The organism is Kordia algicida OT-1, from assembly GCF_000154725.1.
In the GTDB taxonomy this organism is placed as follows: Bacteria; Bacteroidota; Bacteroidia; order Flavobacteriales; family Flavobacteriaceae; genus Kordia; species Kordia algicida.
In genome coordinates, this window is the sequence record NZ_DS544873.1 from 95,439 (window position 1) to 118,342 (window position 22,904).

At 33.8% G+C, this 22,904-nt stretch carries 21 protein-coding genes; 17 read left to right on the forward strand and 4 right to left on the reverse strand.

The genetic code is table 11. The annotated features are described in order from the left end of the window. Positions 1-73 precede the first annotated feature (73 nt). Positions 74-1,339, reverse strand: a complete 1,266-nt coding sequence (locus KAOT1_RS00445) for a Y-family DNA polymerase (protein ID WP_007092683.1) — start codon at positions 1,337-1,339, stop codon at positions 74-76. 279 nt (positions 1,340-1,618) lie between these two features. Between KAOT1_RS00445 and KAOT1_RS00450 the strand changes: the two genes are divergently transcribed. From KAOT1_RS00450 to KAOT1_RS00510, 13 genes are all read left to right on the forward strand, one after another. Beyond that, entirely contained in the window at positions 1,619-6,358 is a 4,740-nt protein-coding gene (locus KAOT1_RS00450) for an N-6 DNA methylase (protein ID WP_007092684.1), read from the forward strand. Continuing rightward, positions 6,355-6,780: a hypothetical protein gene (locus tag KAOT1_RS00455; RefSeq protein ID WP_007092685.1), complete on the forward strand. Its 426-nt coding sequence runs from the start codon at positions 6,355-6,357 to the stop codon at positions 6,778-6,780. The genes KAOT1_RS00450 and KAOT1_RS00455 overlap by 4 nt, the downstream gene beginning before the upstream one ends. Next, complete coding sequence (locus KAOT1_RS00460) at positions 6,770-11,035, forward strand: strawberry notch C-terminal domain-containing protein (RefSeq protein ID WP_007092686.1); 4,266 nt, start codon at positions 6,770-6,772, stop codon at positions 11,033-11,035. The genes KAOT1_RS00455 and KAOT1_RS00460 overlap by 11 nt, the downstream gene beginning before the upstream one ends. Then, positions 11,032-11,979 carry an AAA family ATPase gene (locus KAOT1_RS00465; RefSeq protein WP_007092687.1) on the forward strand — a complete coding sequence of 316 codons (948 nt, stop codon included), beginning with the start codon at positions 11,032-11,034 and terminating at the stop codon, positions 11,977-11,979. Before KAOT1_RS00460 ends, KAOT1_RS00465 begins: the two co-directional genes overlap by 4 nt. A 57-nt stretch (positions 11,980-12,036) precedes the next feature. Continuing rightward, positions 12,037-13,050 carry a DUF7192 family protein gene (locus KAOT1_RS00470; protein WP_007092688.1) on the forward strand — a complete coding sequence of 338 codons (1,014 nt, stop codon included), beginning with the start codon at positions 12,037-12,039 and terminating at the stop codon, positions 13,048-13,050. After that, positions 13,037-13,369 carry a hypothetical protein gene (locus tag KAOT1_RS00475; protein WP_007092627.1) on the forward strand — a complete coding sequence of 111 codons (333 nt, stop codon included), beginning with the start codon at positions 13,037-13,039 and terminating at the stop codon, positions 13,367-13,369. Before KAOT1_RS00470 ends, KAOT1_RS00475 begins: the two co-directional genes overlap by 14 nt. 3 nt (positions 13,370-13,372) lie before the next feature. Then, positions 13,373-13,699 carry a hypothetical protein gene (locus KAOT1_RS00480; RefSeq protein WP_007092628.1) on the forward strand — a complete coding sequence of 109 codons (327 nt, stop codon included), beginning with the start codon at positions 13,373-13,375 and terminating at the stop codon, positions 13,697-13,699. 4 nt (positions 13,700-13,703) lie between these two features. After that, positions 13,704-14,315 carry a hypothetical protein gene (locus KAOT1_RS00485; protein WP_007092689.1) on the forward strand — a complete coding sequence of 204 codons (612 nt, stop codon included), beginning with the start codon at positions 13,704-13,706 and terminating at the stop codon, positions 14,313-14,315. Next, a complete protein-coding gene (locus tag KAOT1_RS00490; protein ID WP_007092690.1) occupies positions 14,308-14,553 on the forward strand; it encodes a hypothetical protein in 246 nt (81 codons plus the stop codon). Before KAOT1_RS00485 ends, KAOT1_RS00490 begins: the two co-directional genes overlap by 8 nt. A gap of 4 nt (positions 14,554-14,557) precedes the next feature. Beyond that, positions 14,558-15,031 (forward strand): hypothetical protein, encoded by a 474-nt coding sequence (locus KAOT1_RS00495; protein WP_007092691.1) that lies wholly within the window; start codon positions 14,558-14,560, stop codon positions 15,029-15,031. A 149-nt stretch (positions 15,032-15,180) separates the two neighbouring features. Continuing rightward, positions 15,181-15,636: a hypothetical protein gene (locus KAOT1_RS00500; protein ID WP_007092692.1), complete on the forward strand. Its 456-nt coding sequence runs from the start codon at positions 15,181-15,183 to the stop codon at positions 15,634-15,636. 5 nt (positions 15,637-15,641) lie between these two features. Beyond that, complete coding sequence (locus KAOT1_RS00505; protein WP_007092693.1) at positions 15,642-16,577, forward strand: hypothetical protein; 936 nt, start codon at positions 15,642-15,644, stop codon at positions 16,575-16,577. 13 nt (positions 16,578-16,590) lie between these two features. Next, positions 16,591-17,472, forward strand: a complete 882-nt coding sequence (locus KAOT1_RS00510; protein WP_050765193.1) for a zonular occludens toxin domain-containing protein — start codon at positions 16,591-16,593, stop codon at positions 17,470-17,472. Here the strand turns inward: KAOT1_RS00510 and KAOT1_RS23630 are convergent. Next, complete coding sequence (locus KAOT1_RS23630) at positions 17,463-17,588, reverse strand: hypothetical protein (RefSeq protein WP_007092695.1); 126 nt, start codon at positions 17,586-17,588, stop codon at positions 17,463-17,465. The genes KAOT1_RS00510 and KAOT1_RS23630 overlap by 10 nt on opposite strands. 129 nt (positions 17,589-17,717) lie before the next feature. Here KAOT1_RS23630 and KAOT1_RS00515 point away from each other — a divergent pair, with 129 nt between their 5' ends. After that, entirely contained in the window at positions 17,718-18,170 is a 453-nt protein-coding gene (locus tag KAOT1_RS00515) for a hypothetical protein (RefSeq protein WP_157559952.1), read from the forward strand. An 18-nt stretch (positions 18,171-18,188) separates the two neighbouring features. Here the strand turns inward: KAOT1_RS00515 and KAOT1_RS00520 are convergent, their stop codons facing one another. After that, entirely contained in the window at positions 18,189-18,722 is a 534-nt protein-coding gene (locus tag KAOT1_RS00520) for a hypothetical protein (protein ID WP_007092697.1), read from the reverse strand. A gap of 56 nt (positions 18,723-18,778) precedes the next feature. Next, entirely contained in the window at positions 18,779-20,572 is a 1,794-nt protein-coding gene (locus KAOT1_RS00525; protein ID WP_007092698.1) for a HEPN domain-containing protein, read from the reverse strand. 417 nt (positions 20,573-20,989) lie between these two features. On the opposite strand from KAOT1_RS00525, the gene KAOT1_RS23270 reads away from it, so the two are divergent. From KAOT1_RS23270 to KAOT1_RS00535, 3 genes are all read left to right on the forward strand, one after another. Further along, entirely contained in the window at positions 20,990-21,151 is a 162-nt protein-coding gene (locus KAOT1_RS23270) for a hypothetical protein (RefSeq protein WP_007092637.1), read from the forward strand. 86 nt (positions 21,152-21,237) lie between these two features. Next, complete coding sequence (locus KAOT1_RS00530) at positions 21,238-22,125, forward strand: hypothetical protein (RefSeq protein WP_007092699.1); 888 nt, start codon at positions 21,238-21,240, stop codon at positions 22,123-22,125. Positions 22,126-22,221: 96 nt separating this feature from the next. Continuing rightward, positions 22,222-22,854: a hypothetical protein gene (locus KAOT1_RS00535; protein ID WP_007092700.1), complete on the forward strand. Its 633-nt coding sequence runs from the start codon at positions 22,222-22,224 to the stop codon at positions 22,852-22,854. The last annotated feature ends 50 nt before the right edge of the window (positions 22,855-22,904 follow it).

The following is a 22,904-nucleotide window of genomic DNA, read 5'->3' on the forward strand; positions in this document are numbered from 1 at the left end:
GTAAAACTATTACGGTTAAAACGTAAACATGTGTAGATTTAAGTATGATTATTAGTTTTGAGAATAAAAAAAGTTAAAAATTACAATTCAAAACAAGAATATCATTAAAATCAGTTGTATAGTTTTGCGATAAATTATTCTGACGCATTGCCCAAGAGGAATCTAATTTTTGGCTTGCAATATTTAAGGTATTTTTTCCATATTTAGAGTTCAAACGGTCAATGGTTGACATCAGTTGTTTATGATCCGAATTACAAGCTTCAAACATATTGAGTTGTTGAGCATTGTCTGGAACTAATCCCATGACCATAATTCCCGCTTTTTTAAATTCGTAGCCTTTTTTGAATATTGATTGTATGGCTTTTTTTGCATATTTGGCAATTATCAGGCTTGAATTGGTTGAATATGGTAGTTTTACTACCAATGAATTATTGTATTGTGGTAAATCCTTTCTAAACCTATTGGAATGTACAAACACCATAATAAGGTTGCAACAACTTTTTTGTACACGTAATTTTTCAGAAGCTACACACCCATAGCTGGCAATGATCTCTTTTAAGTCCTGAAGATTATTTTTTGTTTTAGCAAAGCTTCGAGTAACTGCAATAGATTTTTTACTTTCAACTTCTTCTAATGATAGCGTTGGAATTCCCTGTAAATCTTTTTTGAGTCTAAGACCTACAACAGAAAATTCTTTTCGCACCCAATTATCAGGTGCATCAGCAAATTGAATTGCTTTTGTTATTCCGTAACGATTTAATTTACTTGCATTACGTCGACCAATTCCCCATACATCTTCAATACTTAGCCAATTAAGAGCTTTTTTTCTTTTGTGTTCCGAGTCCATCACATATACACCGCCTGTTTTTTTATCAAACTTTTTTGCGATTCTATTAGCCACTTTAGCAAGTGCTTTTGTAGGGGCAATTCCGATACTAATAGGTAGTCCGATATATTGTAAAATAGTTTCTTTTATTTCAATCCCCAAATCGTTTAAGTCAAAATGCTCAAATCCCTTGAATTGTAAAAAGGCTTCATCGATGCTGTATACTTCTATATCAGGGGTAAACTTTGATAAGACATGCATGAGTCTATCACTTAAATCTCCATAAAGTTCATAATTGGAAGAATACACCTGCACATGATGATCTTTAAATATTTTCTCAAATAAATGAGTGACCGCGCCCATAGGAATACCTAGTTTTTTGGCTTCATTACTTCGAGAAATTACACAACCATCATTGTTTGATAGCACTACTACAGGTTTACCGATTAATTTCGGATTAAAAACACGTTCGCATGAGCAATACATATTGTTCACATCAACTAAGGCATACATACGCAATACATTTTGAGTTTAAGGGATGACCAATGTATTAATGTCAATTTTGTGACAATTTCATTTTCTTACAACTCTTTCTATAGTTGCAGTAACTAATGGTAATTTATTAAAATTTATATGTGTTTTTTACAGTGTTTGTATGAAAGAAAAAACACAAAATAAATATTTCTTACAATTTTGGACTACAATTTTTGTAACGGTACAAAACGCGTACAAATGAAATACAGCTTCACTTATTTACATTTATAACAGTTTGTAAAAAGCAAATCACAATAGATGAGATTAAATATAAAGGAGAATACAACAAGCAATAATTACGAGTTAATTTTCAGTGAATTACCCCCAAAAAAATTACAAAAAGTACTTAGGGAGTTAGGTTTTGTCAAATCAATTTTTGGCGGAAACATCTACACGGTAGCCAAGTTTGCTGTATACGATTCCTTTATAAAATCCCTTAAAAAAATGATTAATTCAGGAAAAAGTTGGGAAGCTGTAACGGATTACCCTGTATTTGCTCCAACAGAGGATAGCATTAACAAAAAACTATTTACCACTGTTACCATATATTATAATGAAGATGATATAGTTAAAGAACAGGACTACATCGTTTTTGAACTCTATCATAAAACTATTTCAGGTTTAATCCGAGAGTTTGGCAAGCTCACTTATGGAAATAAGTTTGAAGATTCACAGATTTCACATAAAAAATTAAAGCGACTTGCTCGCAGTCTATTAGCTTCCAATCATGTAATAGATAGAAAAAGTGTAACTAACTTAAAAACAGGTAATTTAAGTGAAGATAACTTACAGGAGTCTATCCAAGTAGCGCCACGACCAGTATCAAGGCAAGAAGCACAGGTAAAGCAATCAGCCAAAACAGAAATTAAGCCGATTGTAATCAAAGAAGATACGATAGAACCAGCAGATTCCTTTATAAAAAATCAACTAGCTATTCTTATTTCAATGATGGAACAAGACGAGCTTGGCGTATATGAAATCTTATCGACGATTATCGATGAAATGGTCAAAGATTTGAAAGAAGCTGAACAATTTGATACCGATGATCTTGTCAAAAAATCTTTGATAAAATCTATTAATAAGTACAAAGCTTCACTAAAAGACCTAGCGCCATTTGAGCGTGGTTACGTGCGTGGTATAATCAGTGAACTACTATTGCTTTTGGATGACACTAATGAGCTATTAGAGTTAGAAAAAGGTGCATTAGCTATAAAGCGTAGTATTTGGGTAAAAGATAAACTTATTGATAATGTATTAGTTCCAATTAAAGCGGAAGAACCATTCGCTTCGGGAGCAGTCATAGAAGATCAAGCATCAGAAATATGGAAAGCATTTCCTGAACTTCGTACCATTACAAAAGATACCTTAGATAAGGCTTCAGCACTTGAATTATTTTATTTAGCGCAACTTAGACACCCACCAACATTTGGGATTCCGATAACGATTAATGATGTAGAGCATCAGTGGAAAAAACGAGGACTAGCCGAAATTGAAAAGCTTGGCTTTCCAACAGATTTAAAATATCCGTATGTATATTTAGAATATGGTTATTTCAATATTACTGCCTTAGAAAACTTTATAGGTATAAAAGCCAAAGCAGACCAATTAAATTATGTACTTCTACACGCTCGCCCACTTACGGATTTAGAAACTGCACTTGCACAAATAGATTTAGTGATACAGAAGCTCGAACCAACTTTAAAAGAGTTCAGAGAAATTACCTCTAAAAAAATAGATAAGGCGAGTAATATCGCCAAGATTTATTATAGGGTTGGTACTGAATTTGAGTTTTTAAAAAAATCTAGGCAAACAGTCTTTGACTATCTAACTAAAAACGCTGAATCTACAAAAGAAACACTTCCCTTTAAACAGATAGTTGTTTCTGATGATGATGTGCAGTATGAAATATTACACGGTAGAATTTTAGCAGATATAGAGAAGCTAAAACTAGAGATCATACGTCAAAAAGAAAGCGCGCAAAAATCTTTTTTAGAAAATGAACTTGCTGATGCGATAGAAGAATTTAAAAATGATGGACGCATTGCTGAGTCTCCTTATGGTTCGATATTAAACAAATTGATAGTTGAACTGAAAAAGATGCAGTTACTCTCAAGTGATGAAGTCCGCAAAATTGCCCTAAAAAAACTCATTAATACCCTTACATCGTGGCTAAAGGATATGCAAAAAAACGAGCGTGATTTTTTACTTGGGGTACTAAATTATTTCTCATTGCTATTAGAAGATACCACCCTTACAATTGAAAGAGAAAAAGCAACACCCGCTATAAAGCAAATCATTTACGCCAATGACCTAGTAATTAAAAACGTATTAGTTCCTACAAAAGCGGTAGCGCCATTTACCTCTGGAGCATTCAAAGATACTGATGTGGAATTTGAAATTAATTTTTTTCACAAACATCTTTTAAAGATTCAAAAGGAAAACTTGAATCAGGTTTGTGCGCTGGATTTATTTTACTTGGTACAATTAGAGAATCCACAATTTTTTGGAATTGCCCTTGAAGCAGAAACAATAGCGCAGGAATGGGAAAGACGTGGTGCAAGCGGATTTGATGCGCTTGGCTTTCCAACGGATTTAAAATACCCGTATATCAATCTTAAAGAAGGTTATCTCGATATTCAACCACTAGAACATTTTTTGCTTCACTCAAAAGAAAAAAATAACAATCATAGTTGGTGGTATGCGATACGTCATGCAAGACCGATTGCAGATCTTCAGCAAATGATTCAAGACATGGATGCTTTTCTGAATTTCACATCAAAGAAAAAACAAGAATGTTTAGAAACAGACTTTAAAATATCAAAAAACAAGCAAGCTGAACTTGATTGTTACCGAATGCTTTTAACCATAAAAAATATTGAGGAATCAAAGCAAGTAATTTTAGACTATTTAGATAGCACAGAAGAAAGTGATCCCAAAGAAGTTGAAGCATCACAGATTACTATAACAAAGGAATTACACTATGAGTTACAAGAAGTTATCAACGAATTAATTTCTATTGAAGATAATCTTAATGGCGAACAAGAAACCATTATTGCAAGTACGATTCACGACTTTGAAGACGTTTTAGAAATTTTAGATGAAAACAAACTCCTAGAAAAACTAGCTTCAAGTATCGAATCTTTCAAGGATTGGGCTTGTGATTTATCGCCTGATATCCGTAATCAATCCTCAAAAATAATCAACCGTTTAATTAAGTACACAGGCGGTATGAGTATTGCAGTTACAAACCAAGAAAGTTCCTTAGTTATTGCCAAAGATATTAAGCAATACAAGGGTATTGTCGAGAATGTGTTAGTTCCAATTCATGCGAAAGAACCCTTTGAGTCAGGTAAAGTTTCAGCAGATCATATTGAAGATTTAAAGAAAAACTTTCCCCATTTATACGATATCAAAACAGATGAGTTACACAATGCATCGGCATTAGAATTATTTCAATTATCACAACTTCCACATCCGAGACATTACCAAATGCAAGTCTATCGAAATGATTTACTCAAGGAATGGGAAAAACGTGGCGAAGAAGCTTTTAAACAGCTTGGTTTTCCAACCGATATGAATTATCCCTATGTGAATATACACGCGGGGTATAGTTCGGTAACTACCCTAGCGAGCGCTTTAGAAAACTCTTTTGAGCCTGAAAAAAGTAGGCTTAAATGGTGGGCAGTTGTAGAGCATGGACGACCAATTGCGAATTTAGCAAAAGGTATTGTCATCATAGATAAGTTAATAAGTGATTTAGTAACGCAACAGCAAAAATATATCAATCCAAAAACCAAGCGTCCAAAAACAAAGCCTGTATATAAACAAGCCTACAGGAATATTTCCTTTAAGCTATCAAGGCTTAAACTCTCCAAGCAAGTCATTACAAATTATTTAAATGCTCAAACCGATACACACGAAAAAAAGGAACAAGAAAACAATCAAAAAGCACTACCAAGCACCAAAGAAGATTATATAGATCGTGTGATTGCAACGATGCATCTAGCCTACAGAGACGCAACACGATTATCCAAAAAAAAGATTGAAAACTTGCTTGAGCAAACAGGCGCACCAAGTTTGGGAGAACTATGGGAAGCGGTGGAACTCAGTTGGCTTTTATGGTACAAAATGATCTATAACGAGTCCATTTCCTTTGAAGCAAGGCTTTCAAAAATGGTTCACTTTTGGAATAAAATACAACCAACGTATGCCTATTCAGACAGCAGTAAAGAACTCTACAAACAATATTCAACACCGTGTCCTATTGGCGCGATCATCGCCCAATATACAGGGATGGATACTGCTGATTCGATATTTGAGCCAAGTGCTGGAAACGGTTTGTTACTTGTGGGAGCAAATCCCAAAATAACCCATGTCAACGAGATAGATAAAAGTCGAAAAAAGTCATTGGAATTTCAACAATTTCAAAAAATCACAATGAACAATGGCGCACAGCCATTTCCAAATGAAATGGAAAAAGCCTTTGATGTGGTGGTTACCAATCCACCATTTGCCAAATGGGAAGAAGATAAAATAGACAAAGAACATATTATTAAAAAATATTTCAACAACACGCGCGGACTTGTGCAACACTTACGCCTGGAACACATCATGTCAGGATTGGCACTTCGCACGATGAAAGACAATGGTAAATGCGCCATTATCATCATGGGACACCTTTATTTTGACCATGAGGGATTCATTGCAAAATATCGTCCATTTTTCAATTGGCTATATCACTTTTATAAAGTCGATGTGGTACTGAATATGAACAGCTTTAAATTATACAACAAGCAAGGTGCAGTTGCTAAAACGATGCTCATCTTAATTGGCGGTCGAAAAGCAGTGGGTAATGGTGTTGCCCCCACAGAGTATACAGCACCGCATTTAGATACTGTTATCGACACCTTTGAAGATTTATGGTCAGCAGTCAAACAATATATCAAACCTGATATTCACACAATTATTAAACAACTTCAAATCGCAAAAAGAGAATGATTTATTACAATTCAGAATTAATGCCCGATAGCAATAGTGCCATCCTATTTATGGTTACAAATAGTAAGCCTTTTACACGCTTTGAAGATCATCAGGCGGGTATTTACTTGCAACTTCATACCCTAGTGGAACTATCGATAGCATCAGGGGAAAATCCCATTGGACTCATTGAAGATTATTTGGGAATTACCTACACCGATGGTCGAAGTGCAGAGGAAATCGCTCATTTTTTAGCCTATACAGACAGGGTGCAAAATGCCTTATGGTCGCTAGAGATTCGTTGGAAGAAAAAAACAGATATCAAAACAGAAGATTCCTATTCACAAAGCGGAATTTCCAAAGAAAACGCCATCGAATTATACACACAAATTACGCTTCGAACTTACCTTGAAGCCTTAGCAAATTATACAGATGAACAGTGAAGCTTTACAAATTGAAGAACAAGAAAATCTTTTTTCGCAATCCAGTGAAGAAATTTTAAAATTAGCAGAAGATCAAACAGCATTAGTGAAATATGAGCCTAAATCAAAGGCATCCTATGTCATGGATACACTGATTCCAAGAAATATGGCTTATGAAGTGCAATCTTCTTTAGATCATATTGTACAGAGACATGGGAATATTGACAATTTAGTTCGAGATGGACTTAAATATAAAACCACACAAGAGTTGTGGAATGTGCTATCAGCCGAGCAAATCGATTCGCTTGGATTGTATTTACATCAATTTAAAAAAGAACAAGGAATTATCATTGCCGATCAAACAGGAATCGGAAAAGGTCGGCAAGGCGCGAGTGTCATAAGACATGCAGTAATGCAAGGGTATTTACCTGTATTCTTTACCAAGTCTCCTAACTTATTTACCGATATGTATCGAGACTTAAAAGCTATAAATTTTGAGAATATCAATCCTTTTATCATCAACAATAGTAGTGATGCACAAATCAAAGATGCTAAAGGATTGGTCATTTTTAGTCCTTTGGGAAAAGTGGAACAAAAAGCGCTTTTAACAGAAGAAACAGCATATCCTACTGAGAGTCCTGAAGCTATTGCATGGTATAAGACAATAGGTAAGAGTCTACCCGATCCCGAAGAAGTACCAACGACGATGGTTTCCCAAACATTAGATCATATGCCATTAGGCTATGATATGGTATTTTGCACCTATTCACAAATACAATCGGCACACCCATACAAGCGTCTTTGGCTTGAAAAAATGATCTCTAATGGTATCGAAGGCAGTACCAAATTCAAGAAAGTAGTTTTTATTTTGGATGAGTCTCACATGGCGGGCGGTTATGATTCGATCATAGGAAGGTGGATGCGCGAGGTATTACCCAAAACCAAAGTGTGCTGTTACCTAAGTGCGACCTTTGCTAAATACCCAGAAGTGATGCCTTTCTACGGAAAAAAGACCGCTATTATGGAAACAGGACTCAGAGATTCTGAATTTGTAATGGCTATGAAAAGTGGCGGTTTGGCATTGCAAGAAATAGTAGCTTCCAATTTGGCGGAAAGTGGTCAACTCATCAGACGACAACGCTCAAGTGAAGGCATCAAGATTGAATATAAAGTATTGGACGAAGAACCAAGAAGAAGTAAGAATCGCGCAAGTGTAAATCGTATTATTTCGCTGATGAATGAGGTAGTTCAATTTGAAGAAGATTACATTGCACCGATACTCGCTGAAATTCACGCAAGAGCAAGAGCCGAAGCTGGTTCTACCAAGTCAGCACCACGTGGTTTGGGCGTTAAACAAGCTCCTTATTTTTCAAGAGTCTTTAATGTGGTGGATCAAATGCTATTTGCCCTTAAAGTTGTCGATGTTGCCAAAGAAACCATTTCCCTACTAAAACAAGATAAAAAAGTAGTGATCGCCTTTAAATCTACTATGGGCACATTTTTAAAAGATTTGAAAATGCTTAGTGGCGATATTTTACCCTTGCAAGCGATGGACTTTACACGAACCCTTGTCAAAGGATTGGATTCTGTTTTCTATTACAACTATACTACATTTTTAAATGAGAAAACAAGAGAGCGCATTCCATTAGAAGATTTGCCCTATAACGGAATTCAAAAATATAAAGATATCCGTAAACGGATGCGCTTAGAACGTACAGGACTTTCCATTTCTCCTATTGATAAACTCATTAGTTTGATTGAAAAAGAAAAAAAACCAAAACATTTAGGCGGTCATAATGGTTCACATTTTACAGTGGCAGAAGTTACAGGACGATCACAGCGTATTGACATGTCTAATGATGATTATGGTGTGATTGTAGGACATCGAAAAAATACGGAAAAAGCCTTTCGAGAATTTAATAGTGGAACAATAGATGTTTTACTTATCAATCAAAGTGGAAGCACGGGCGCATCGGCGCATTCAAGTAAAGACTTTTTAGATCAGCGCCCACGTGAGATGTTAATTCATCAATTAGAACTAGATATCAATGTTGAAGTACAAAAACGTGGACGTATTGACAGAACAGGACAAGTTCATCTACCAGGATATCAGTACATCGTTAGTGATATTCCATTAGAAAAGCGATTAATGTCCATGCTTAAAGGCAAGATGAAATCACTAGATGCCAATACTACAGGCTCACAAAATACGAATGATGATACCCTAGAGAGTCCTGATTTTTTCAATAAATATGGCGATAAGGTTGCTTGGCAGTGGATTAGTGAGCATCCCGAAAAAATGGATATTTTAGGCTATCCTACCTATCGTTACATTAGAGTTAAAAAAGAAAAGGTACGCGTAAGAAAAGATAGTAAAGAAGGCGCAATGTTACAACTCACAGGACGTGCAGGACTCTTACAAGTAGAAGATCAAGAATCACTTTACAATGATCTATTTGAGCGATATGAGAATCAAATAAAACTTGAAAAGCAAAATGGAACGTATGATTTAGAAACGGAATTTTTACGATTGGATGCAGATGTAAAAAAACGATTTCTATATGCCAAAGGTAGTGGCGGAACAACCCCTTTTGGGAAAGATGCTGTGCGTGAACAGACCATTATCAATAACTTAAGACGACCTTATACACGAAAGGAAATTGATAAACGTATTTATGAAAAATTACAAGGCAACAAGCCAGTTCAACTGCGTAAAGAATTTGAAAACAAATTGCTTGAAAAGTACCCGAAAATCATCGCTAGTCGAAAAGAAAAACGATTAGAGACCCTTAAAAAGTTAAAAGATGATCGTGATACGCTTCCAAAATTAGGAAGCGGAGCTGATGCTCAGGCGAATGAAAAAATTAAAAGTGATCTTGAAAAAATAGAACAACTCATTGCCTCTAAAACATCGGATATGGCAATGTATATTGCGGGGTTAGAAGCCACACAATCAAAAATACTTGATTATGTTTCCATGTGGGATATTGGCGATGTAGTACGTGTGCCATTTGTAGGTTCATTAGAATCTTCATGGGGGATTTATCTTGGCATTTCCATAGGCGGTAAAATGTCAAATCCCTATACCCTTAGTAACATTAGCTTGCAATTTTTAGTAACTGACTCAAGAAAACAAGTAACCTATAATCTTCAACCCGCAGAACAGGCGTATATCAGTCAGATTTTTACAGAGAGCAAAAATATTACGGATGCAGATCGGGAAATGGTTGAGTTAGAATGGAACGCGCTGATTAAAAAAGCATCTAAAAAACGAGAGCGCAGGCAGATTTTAACTGAAAACATCGTAAAGGTTTCCTATAAAATTGGTTCAAAAAACAAACTCATTAAGTACAACACCAAAGATAACCGTATCAAAAGTGGAATTTTAATGAATCGTGAATTTGGTCAAGAAGGAGAAAAAAACGGTGCTTTATATCCAATATCACACGGCTACATAACCATTAGTAGTTTAGAAAACGAAGCATTTTTTGAAGATCATAAAGTGCTTGTACGTTTTAAACGAATCAGTGACACCTTATTTAAGGTCTACATTTCAAAAAAGGGATTGTGGAAAGCATCGGTTGATGAGAAATTACGCGTATTACTTTTTAGAGAAGCACATGAACATAGTGACTCATTACCTGAATTTATTCAAAATGCGGGCGAGATGACCGCGAGACTTCACAAAGATAATTTAGAAGCATTTCTAAAACGACTAGACTTCTATAAACTTCAATTTTTAGGGGAAGCCAAAGAGTTAGAAGATTGGGAAGTCGAGAACAAAGAAGATTGGAAGTCCAGGAGTCAACAGGACAAAGGAGAATATAAATATGCGTTAGGTCGTGCCTATGGTCAGGGAACAAATCCTACGGTTGGATTTACAAATTATATCGAGCCAACAACCGCATTTCCTTTTGGAATTGTTGTGTACAACCGTGCATTGCTCGACAAAGAACGCTACAACTATTCACTAAAACCAATTTTTGAAAGCCTTCGCGAGCCGTATATGATATGGAAAAATAGCTTTGCCCAAAACGCTCCCAAAAAGCTTTTTAACGATGTGGTTAGAAAAGCAAGAACATTAAAATTACATGAAGCCATCAACTTACTAGGGAATTTCATTATTGAAAATTTACATGAAGAAGGAAATGCGGAATTTGTCTTAGGCGATTACACCATTGCAAAGCTAGGGCGTATTTTCTATGAAGATACAATTGCAGAAATTTCAGAGATCGAAGAATTAATTAGTCAATTACAAATAGCATTAGAACAATGAGAATTATAAAATATGACATTCCAGAGATAGATCAAATTCCACAATTTGCTAAAATTTTGGATGATTTAAGCGTGGGAAACAATCCCTACTTAGTTGGAAGTGCTGGAACAGGAAAGACTACCATAGGCGAAAAAGTCGCGTATGCCATAAACGGACGAAAAGAAAATGATGGTGGGGAGTTGCCCTTTACTATTGTCAACTGCAATCAATGGACTTCGCCTATAGATATCAAAGGCGGTCAAACCATTACAGGTTATAAAGAGGGCGCACTGATTGAAGCTTGGCGGGATGGCAAAATTTTAATTTTGGATGAAATGCCAAAATTGGATGCCAATACTGCTGGATTATTAAACGATGCCCTTGCAAAAAGTGCCAAAGAAAATGCTATTATTTTCAATGGTAATAACCAGCCCATTGTAAAGCATACCAATTTTGGTTGCATTGCCACAGGAAACGTCATCGGAAAAGGTGCAAGTGGAAATTATGTAGGGAACAATAAACAGGATGCTTCGCTGTTAGATCGTTTTAGTGGTTGTATCTATCGTATTGGTTTTAACGAGACCTTAGAACGTGAATTAGTATATCCTGATCTAGTGGATATCTGTTTAAAAATACGAGGGGAAATATTAAGATATGAAGGAAAAAGTGCCGATGATGATGATACCGAAGATATTATGACACTTCGTACCATGCTGAATTTTCAGCGCGCCTATGTCCTGGAGATGAAACGCGAATTGGGATTGCCTGATTTACATGGGAAACCCTATAAAAAGCAACCAAACGGCAAGACACTCAAAGATGCTATTGAGAGTTACTTTATGGCTATGGGTGTAGCAAAAGCCCATAAAATTAAAGAGGAAATCAATTTAGAATCTTTTTTGAACTCTTACAAAGGAAGTATAAAAAAGCAAGTCTTCAAAGAGGAGTACAAACGTAGAATGTAGCACATAGAAAACAATCAATAATTTCAATCTCTAGGATCAAATTTTACAAATATATCAATGGAACTTCCAAAAAAGCATATCCTATCTCACAATGAATTAACGTATAAGTACATACAATTTGACAATGTATTTGCATTTAATGAATTTATAGATCATAAGGCGAAGAAATTAAGTAACCATAATGAATCGATTTGGAACGCTGTAAAAAATAGGGCTTCAGAGAGAATAGAAATGAAAAAAGATTGGTATGGATCGCCAATTCCAAATACTATAAAAGAATTGGAGTCACATAATTCATTTTTAGGGATGGAACTACTAAAAGAAATACAGCCACAAATCAAAGATAAATTATCGGAGTATTTACAGTATTTAGCGCAGTTGGAACTTCCTAAGCCTAAAATAGCATACAATGATCGTGGTTTGGGTGTTTTCTCTTTTGATCGGGCATCTATGGGAATGTTTAAAATTCATACTATAAACACAGCAACACCCATGCAAGAAAACATCAGCAAACTCAATATTGAACTAGGCAAAAAACAACTACATACCTCTGTTAAAAGTGTGTACGCTTACTTTAAAGACAAACAAAATTCCTATCCCTCATTGCAACTCTACATCATGGCGGGCGCAAATGCAAAAGTAAAAGGGAACAATATTTTATTTGTGGGATTGGCGTGCGCAGAGCTTGTGGCTTTTATGGAGCAAAGAGGAATATCGGTCGAAGTCAATGTAGTGATTGGAAGCCACTTTAGAGGACAAACTGTTTTGGCTAAGATTAGAGTAAAACGCTTTCAAGATAAATTAGATACCAATCAACTATTGTTAATGTCAAGCGATCCAAGATATTTTAGGTACAGAGGATTTAAAACACTGATTGTCTTGGCAGATTATTTTGGATATAAAATACCACAAAACTTAGGTAGTTTACCTAAGAATTTAGGGAATAATTTTGTGGAAGCAGTCAATAAAAATGGTTTTGTATTCGAGCAGAGTTATGCAATGGATAAAGCTGTTAGAGAAGTTTCTACCATAATTACAAATTATAAACACAGATTAGATGGAAAAAAATAATAAAAATATAGATCAAGCGGTCATACACAAGATGATGAACCGCGCTATTGAGATCAATCATTCTTGCAAAGAGAAATGTAGGGATTTTAAAATTATGACTTCTACCATGCGAAAAGATTCGCTGATTTTACAGTGGAGAACCATTGATATATCCAATGAAGATAATCCAATTCAATACTATCGCTTTGAGTGCTTTAAAATGGATGGCACACCTGAACTCTGTTCCATTCATTACACAGATCAAAAACAAGCAAATGACTTTATCACAAGTTTACAAACGCTTTACCACCAAAAATTTGCAATTGACCATACACTATAAATTATGTACAAAACAAAAAATATAACCCTTGATGAATTAAAGGCGGTTAAAATTAAAAATCAACGTGAGATCCTTCGTCTTTTGGGAAGTAAACTCAGTTTGATTACTGCTTGGGAAGAAGTAAAACGCCTATCCAATAATTTCAAAAATAAAGTCGCTGAAGCCTTGAAAGCTGATGCGCTTTTATATGAACTGATAAAACCAAAAAAGGGTACAAAAGTTAAAGAAACCAAAGCGCAAGCTAGAATTAGAATCAGAGAACGAGAACGAATGCGTAAAATCAAAATTTTAGCATTGGAATTAGAAATGGCAAAAATTAATCAAAAATAAAATTATGACAATTCAAGATTTACAAGCAATAGACTTGGAAAAAGTAGCATATCCAACAATCAAAGCAACGGCATTAGAATTACTAGAGGACTATGCTGATGAAGCAGAAGAAAACAGAGCTGACTTTTTAAAAGATGCACAAGAAGCTATTGATGCAGTCTATAAAATGATTCAGGCTAATTCCCCTGAAGCTTTACCAACAAATAAGGATGAGAAAAAAGTGTCTAAAAATACTAATGAGCCTTCAAAAGAATCGCCAAAAAAGAAAAAGCTAACTAAAGAGGAAATGGATGCTTATGGAGAAAGGATTAAAAAATGTAGACTAGAAATAAAAGAATACAATGCAAAAAGACGTGAAGAACAGCCAAAAAAACCTGCAAAAAAGAGACATGAAAAAATAGAAGGTTATTTGATATCAATCGGAAATTTAGTGCCTGATAATCTAAAAGACAATCTTGATATTTTGGAAGCTTCACAGAAAATCCTTTCCAAAACAGGGCGAGAAATTATGAAAGTCTATCGAATGGATCAGCTCAAAATCAAAGAGGTTCAACAGGAAATTGAAGAAAAATACAAAAAGAAAGAAGAAAAAATAAAAAAAGACAACGATGAATAAGAAAGTATTGATAATCACAGGCGCGGGATTACTCATTGGTTTTGCCGAAGCCCTGATTTATTACAATTTAGGCAAGAATGATAATAATGAAGAATTTAAGTTACAGTTTCCAAAGGGAATGGAACTCTTGAAAACTTCAGGAATTATTATCGCTACATCACTCGCTACAGCGGCACTCTCAAATATTATTGAAAATGCCGTTGGGAAAAACCTAGAATTAACACCAACAATCGCTTAACATTATGGAAAAGATAGAACACAGAGAATTTTTAAAGAAAAACAAGATTGACAAAAAATTATTGCTTTCAGCGATTCAAGAGGAAATAAAGATTTTTGACAAAATGTATGATTTGTTAGAAAAAATAACCCCATGTGGAAAAGGTGGTTTACTAAAACAGCTTGAAAAACTAGATGCTGAAATTATCAAAGACATCTACGATGTATATGGCGATGAAATTTCTAATAATGAGCTAACCGAAGAATTCAAAGAAAAACATGAAGCTTCTAAAAAAATAAAGCCAAAAACAAAAGCCAATTCAGATGAGTTTATTATAGATCAATTGGTAGCACTGGGACAGACAGAAAATATTGGACGTTCTACCTTTATAGATTTAGGACTTAGGAAGAATCTTAAATGGAACACGACAATAGGAAAATATCTCATCAAAAGAATACGTGTTTTTAAATACCGATACAATATTTTGATTCTAAAGTAGGGTGTTTATCTGAAAATAAGAACAAAATTTCATAAAAAAGCACCAAATTTTAGGCAAAATATTGCCAAACTTTAACTAAAAAAGAACAAAAAGTACCCAAAAGGTACTTTTTGTAGTTTGCACAAAACAAAAGCAATTCTTTTTTAAGTATGAAATCAAAGGAGTTCAATTATCGAGATTTACAAGATCACATTGAAGTGATGATCGGTAAGTTTGGTTTGCAAAATTCAGTCAAGTTTTTGGGAAGATTAATTGATAATACACAGGTAGGATCAGATAAAGATGCACGTGCAAAAAAGATCGTTGAACTTACCATTGCAAAAAGCATTGAAGTTTTTGATCTTGAAAAGGACAAATTTTACCAAAGTGATTTAACTGAATATAAAGACGCACGAATGTCGTGTTATTATATTATTCACAAGTATACTCAAATCAGCTATGGTAGAATATCCGAAATCTTCCAGCAAAAGAAGCGTTCAGTATGGTACTTTCAAAGTAAATGTGAAGAAATGATTTCCATACCTAAATTCTATCCAAAATTTATGAGTCTCCATACAATCGTAGAAAATTATATCATAAATCATATTTCAAATTTAAATTCTTAAAAGCAATGACAGAAGAAAATCATATCTCAACAGAGGTAAAACAAGCCTTAACCACAAGCAAAGATCAAATTCCACTAGAGGTAATTCAAAATGAAAATGGCAGTCCACTCAATACACCTGTTGTCGAAAAAGATATCGGTGGAGCGTCTTTAAATAATGAAGAACAAGCAGATGAAAATTGGAATGTTTGGAAACCTAAAAATCAAGGAGCAGTATCAGAATTGGAAAGTGATATTGATTACAGAAAAGAGGTTACCCATCAAATTGAAAATGAAAAAGAACAAGAGCCATTGGATGCGCCTGAACAGGAAATAAATGAAGATGAGCTGTACTCGCAGAGTGACCCGCAAGTAAATGAAGAAGATTTTCAAATGCCATTGTCACAAGCAAATCAAACCGCAGATGCCTTGTTGGGAATTACCAACAACATGCTAACTGCTGGCGGTAGTTTTTTTGTAAAAGTAAAGAAGCATCAAGAGTTTTATGAATTTAATGAAATTATGGATGTGATTGACACTCAAAATGAAAAGAATGTCGATAGGATTTTACTTGATAAAGATGATAAAGCATTACTTCGTCCACTGCTTTCACAGGTCATTCGTAAAAAAGCCAAACAGCTTACCCCTGAACAGCAATTAATGGGCGCGGTAGCTTCCATAGTAATTAAAAAAGGACAAACGGTTATGGAGATTCGCGCAGAAAATAAAAATCTAGAAAATCGTTTGATTGAAATTATCAAAGAACAAAAAAAGCAAGCCGATAAGGACACAATATCAACGGACTATAAAGATGATTTTAAACAAAGCCAAACACCTGTTAACGATCAAGAATTTTCAAGTGATACTTTAGATGATGATGATGATAAAAATTTGGTTGTTGCCCAAAATGAAGCGATTGAAAATAGTATTGTAGAATATGCAGATGATTCTGAAACTAAATAGTTGATAAGTAGCTATGAGATCAAAAAATAAAAACGTTGAACGCCAACCCATGATTATGCTTGTATGTGGCGAAACAGGAGTTGGAAAAACATATCGAAACAAACAAGAAATTAAACATTATATGATGGATAATCTTTTGAAGGGAAAAAAAGGACGTAAAGTACTTGCCTTTGATACCAATGATGACGATTATCCCTCTTTTCGAACGGTAAGTCCTAATCATTTGGGAAAGCTTACCAAAGTCTCCGCGCGTCGTATTCGCCCTTTTAATACTGACAGCTCGCCAATGGATAATACTGACAAAAAAGAAGTTATTACCAAAATTATGAAGTACTTTAAAAATGGATTGGTCGTGCTAGATGATATCGATCATTACATGTCTGGAGCAAAAGGGCAATCCATGATCGGTGCTTTATGTACGGTTCGTCACAAAGGAATTGATATTTTATTAACGCATCAATCTGTTGCTAAAATTACGACCTCTGAGTGGCAAAATTGTACTTGGCTTCGATTGCATCATCAAGTAGATGATGTGACCAGGTATCGTGATCGAATTCCTAAATATGAAATTGTACGTATTGCACAGCTTATCGTAGACGAACAATATGAATTATGCTCATACGCATTCGCAAAAGGAGTCATTACCGAGCATCAGTACAAAGTACAGAAAAGTTTTTTTGTGTATGTAAATATGCGCGAGCAACGCATTAAAGGTTGCAGTAGAACCGCATTTATTCGCGCCTGTAAAAAGTTTATTGACCAAGAAGAAGGCAAAAAGGTTCGTATGTTATTAAATGAAGAAGATTTTGAAGGCAATAAGATTTATAAGACTAAAAACGAAGCTATTATCAAAATGATTACTGATAAGCTTCGTTTTCATCAAATTCAATGCTGAGTATTATTCTCTTTTTTAGTTTTTTTATCTATTTCTTTGGGTGCTTTATCGGGATAATATTTTTGGCTATCTCTAGCTTTCCTTCTTTCGTCTTCCCATTTTTGAGCTTCATTCATAATAATAAAAATTAAAGATTAATATTACATAAATATAAGGATAATAAAATAAGAATTTGATAAAATTCGTAACATTTAAAAGAAAAAACTTACATATATTACTAAATAGGAATTATAAATTGTTATTATTTGAAAATATCTATCTTATCTATAATCGGTATTATATTAATTATGTTTGAAGCATGGTTACCAGAAAAAGCTAAGGAATTAGAACATTACCTCTCTAGTGTCCATGAATATGCTTACGTTTTATTTAGAAAAACAGTTTATTATTTTGATAAAAAATATAGTCTATATCTTATTTTAAATCTTTTAGGAGTATCAATTGTAGTTTTGGGGTTAAGTTTAGATTATTACTTTCCTAATAAGAACTTATTATCTATATTTTTGGTTGGAATAATCTTTTTATTTCTTTTAAGAATGCCTGTTTTTATGACATTTTGGTTAAATATTCTGATGCACGTATTTCATTATTTTAGCTATGTAACAAGAGGTAAACCCTTTATGAGTATTGGAATTCTAATCGCGATATTTGATGTATATTCTAAGGAAATTATATCTTTTATATACTTTATATTTTGATATTTTTCATGTTAAATATTATTCATTTACGACTTTCAATCCTACCAAAATGCCTTGAAACATTAAGCTTGAAGATTCGTCTATTATTTTATTTACTGTCCAATCCTGTATTTTTTCTTCCAGCGACTCTTTCCAGTCTACTTTATTTTCAACTTTTGATCTCTCAAATGATTTTTCAATTTCATCAAATATAATTTGCTGTCCGAATGAAACTTTTACTAATTCCTTTTTAATCTCATCAAGCATTATTCGTAATTGAAAGACTTCTGTTGAAGTAAATTTTTCATCCTCACTAAAATCAATTTTCCTTAAGTAAGACTCAACTGTTTTAATTCCAAAATGTGAAATTGTTACAGTGTATCCTGTTCCGTAAGGCTCAAGTAAGTCTTCATCTATGAGATAATAGTATGCTTTTTGAATTTCAGAATAATCTATATTTAAAGATTGACCTAATGCTTTTAAGTCTATTGGTTGACGTGTGTCAGCTTTTGAATGATTGTAGGTTTCGGTAAGTAATTTACGCCTTATATTATCTCTTTCGTAAATATTCATTTAAATTGGTTTTAGGTTTTATAGATAAGTCAAATACAACTTTAATTTTCATAATATTAATAAACAGAGATTAAGTGTTTAAAAACTTCAATTTGGTATCCAATACTATTTTCTTTAGAAGATTCCATTATTTTATTGTTTTTATCGGTAGTTGAATCTATTTGGCTTTGATAATGTTTTAATTTTTCGATATTTTCAGTTTTATTGGTAGGTATTAATTCTATTTTCATATCATCGTAAGTAATTAGAGTAAGAGAATCATTGATAAACTTATGATGCTTAATAACTGCAAATAACGGTTCAAAAGCATACATATTACCTTTTTCATTATGAGGATATCTACGTCGTACAGGATAAAATACCCAAAGAGAATAGTTATTTCTTACAGCTATTATTTCAACTGAATGGATTAAATATTGATCTAATATCCACAACCCTTTATTTAAAGATTTATAATTTGATTTGATCTTCTGAAAATTTCTAATTTCATTTTCAAAAAAGCCTTTAGTCCTAAAAATATCATTAATAATATTTACTAATCGAATCAATGGTTTTTTTAAAATATATCCATGAATAATATTCAAATCTGGGTGTGCATTCATATTTCTCATTTTTCTTCCCCAATCCATGTTTTTTTTAAAAGAATTATTGTATCCACTACTAATTTCTCTAATAAGGATATTCAGAGTCTTTTCCTTATTGTTAGAATTTTTCAAATCTATATTTAAAATTCTTGCTTTTGCCTTTACTGACATTTCAAAAATTTTAGTCAATCTTGAAAATGCATCACCATAAGCAGGATAGTGATAATAGCTAAGTTGTTGAAGTTTTTCAAAGCTTATAAGTCCTTTTTCAATATTCTCAGGTACATCTTTATGAGTGTTTTTTAACACAACAAATAAATTATAAAAATCAACTTCACTATTTGCTCCGAAGTAACTCCATGTAGGATCAGGAATTTTAAATAACTTATTTTTTACTGCTAGTTCAGTCTTCTTCTTTACTTCTATCGGCTTATAATTTATACTAATCGTTGATAAATTATCTAGTGCTTCATCAAGACGAGCTAAAAAGTCTTTTTGTTTTCTTATAATAAATAAATCATCATTATATACGTCAATAGGACTTTTTCCATCAAGTTCTTGTGGATATCTAGTAGAGTTACTATGTCTAACTGTTAAAATCGAGCAGAATCTAAAAGTACTTGAGACATAAAGAAGTATTCCTATTCCATCAAGGAATTCTTTAACTAATTTTAAACACTCACTAAACTTGTTGTGGTCATTTAAAATATTCGATAAATTATGAGCTTGTTCATCAGCATTTTCAGTCTTGAACTTTTGAAGCAATTCAATTTGATCTTTAAGTATTTGTTTTAAATAATCTGAAATATTCTCAGGCATTTCAAACTTAATCTCTTTGATTCCCTCTAAAGTTTCAAGCATTTCGACAAGTTCTTCTTCTCTAAAATCAAAAATTTTCCGTTTTTTGAATCGATCAATGAATTTTAAGCCTTCATTGAGTTTGTCTTGATATTTGTCGATGTCTACATTCTTAAAAAGAGGGCTATTTAATAGAAAACCTGACTTTTCTTCAAAATCTCTTAAGTAATCAATTTTATTCTTTTCAGAAACTATATTTCTTCTTAATGGCTTAAATTGATTATGTCCAATTTTTTTTAATTGATTTTCATCTAAAGTTCCATCAAATAACCAATAGGCTTTATTTGCTTTTTCAGAAGCTTGTTGAAAATAGAAATATGATTGACTGTAACAACCATTCTCTAATAAAATTTTTGAGGATTTTATATCGCTTTTAGCGATGTTAATCCATTTGGTAACTTCATTCATTAATTTCTTGTCTTATTTTTTAAATAGATGTTATGATGCTTAACTTAAAGTAGTAGTGTTTAAATGTAAAATAAAATTCTTACATAAAGTTATATTTTTTTCAATCATAGAAAATTATAATCTCTTATATATTAGTTCTGTAATATTTTTAAATAGCATAATTTTTATAATGAGAACGTTAGTAGAACTATTTCCATTTAAATAATTTTTAAAAGTTACTTAGAGTTTATAAATGATTCTGTATGATTTGTTTCTTTCCTTTCCCTTCCCCAAGTATTTACCCTCTTTCTTAAAGCTTTTGTATCATACCAAACGCGTACAAATGTTTTTCCACAATTAAGTATAATCTTCGTAGAGAACAAAATAAAAAGGTTTTAGAGAACCTTGACCAATAATCAAAATTAAAAACGAAAAGATATGGGTAAAAACTCAGATATCGCATGGAAACCAATTATGTATATGGTAGGTACAGGCGTAGCAGGAATTTTAATAGGGACATTAATTGTCGCTCCCTGGATGCAAAAAGCAAAAGCAAAAAAGCTTGCAGAGAAGAAAAAGCAAGTAACGGCTAAAAAATAGTATTTAGAGATACTAGCCTTAGCACCTTAAAAAAAGAATTAACGAACTGTTTTTAACAACAGTCAATTTAAACACACACAAATACTATGAGTTACGAAGACGAATTAATGCGTTATGAAGAATCGGCTGAAGATCAGTACGATGATTACGATAACGAAATCTATGACGAGGATGACTTCGATACAGGATTTGAAGGCATGGAAGATGAGTATGTCGGTTATGATGATGAATATGATGAAGAATTTGATCTTTATGATGATGAAGAAGACTACGACGATTACACAAGTTCAAGTTTAGGTAAGATCGATCCTAATGACCGAACGTTAACCGTTGTGGTTAAAAATGCATCAGGCGCATCAGCAGAAGCTGTAATCTTTGGTGGTAATGCTGAAAAAGCACAACCCGCAGGAGTTACAGTAGATATTGAGGAATCCTCACACAAGGAAGTCCGCGAAGAAAGTAAAAGCAATCCGTTTAAAATTGCGGGTATGAAATATTCGGTTAGCAACGCCTTACAATTTGATAATGTATTGCGTATCGATCGTAGAACCGCATCAGGTTCAAAGACTACCCGCGTGTATCAACCGCGAAATGCCACTTCTCCGCAGAACTTCACACAAACGCTAATCGACGATGACAACTTTGAAATGGACGTTACAGGACAAGACTCCTTGAACGTTGTTGTTGAAGATGGTGTCACGGCAGTCTTTACCTTCACAATCAAAGCAAGAGCAAACTTAGGAAATCTGTTAAAAGGAAGCAACGTGGCAGAATTGTCACGCGCACCAAGAACTACAGGGCTTCCACAATTGGATTTGATTCGAAGAAGACGACCAACGGCGTATGGTATGCGTCCAAGACGCAGACGTGTAAGACGCTATCGTCCGCGTGTGACACCGCCAAGAGTTCGCACAGTTCGTCCAAAGCCAGCAAAACGTGTTACCACCAAGCTAGTTAGACGAAAAAAGCGATAACCTAAAGACAAGTTAACCTTGTTAGTTAGTCTTTACAGATAGCCAGAGTCAAGGTAGCAAAAAGCCTTTCTCTGGCTATTATTTTAAACACGAATTATGAATACACAAACACTTTCAAATTTAGGGCAAAACCGCATCGATTATATTGTGTATCACAATATTGAAAAGGTTTCACAATTATTATATGACTACGGGTTTGTTGTTCCTGATAATGACAAACACCTAGCCGAAGCAATCAAAGAACTTGTACGCAAGCGCGGTAGAAAAGTCATCAAACAACTCATAGGCTTACACCCTGATAAAGAAGCCATTTTAAAACTCTATAGCGCGCCCATTAAAAGCGTATGCGAATCGTGTCAAAATGATTCTTACAATAATGCTCAAAACTCCTGTGACTCTTGTGGATATTCAAAATACAATGGATCAGGGGATGAATATAATTTTCTGAATCAATTTGAGAATTACACCCTAGCGGAATTAAACAATTACTACAATCGCATCTTAGAGGAGTCCAATAAAAACCCAAGCAATAAAAAGTTAGCACAAGAAGTACAACTTATTTGGAATGAATTGCGCACGCGAAAAGCCATTGCCAAAAAGCAAGCAGAACAAAGACCCGCATCAGGCAATTTTGGATTTGCACCCACCAAAGATGATTTAATAATCGTAGGGGTGGTTTTTATTGCAGGGATCATCATCGGTAATGGTTTAAACTTCAAATCATCATAAATGGATAAAGAACAAATATTATACAACAGGGCGATTGATAATTTGACCTA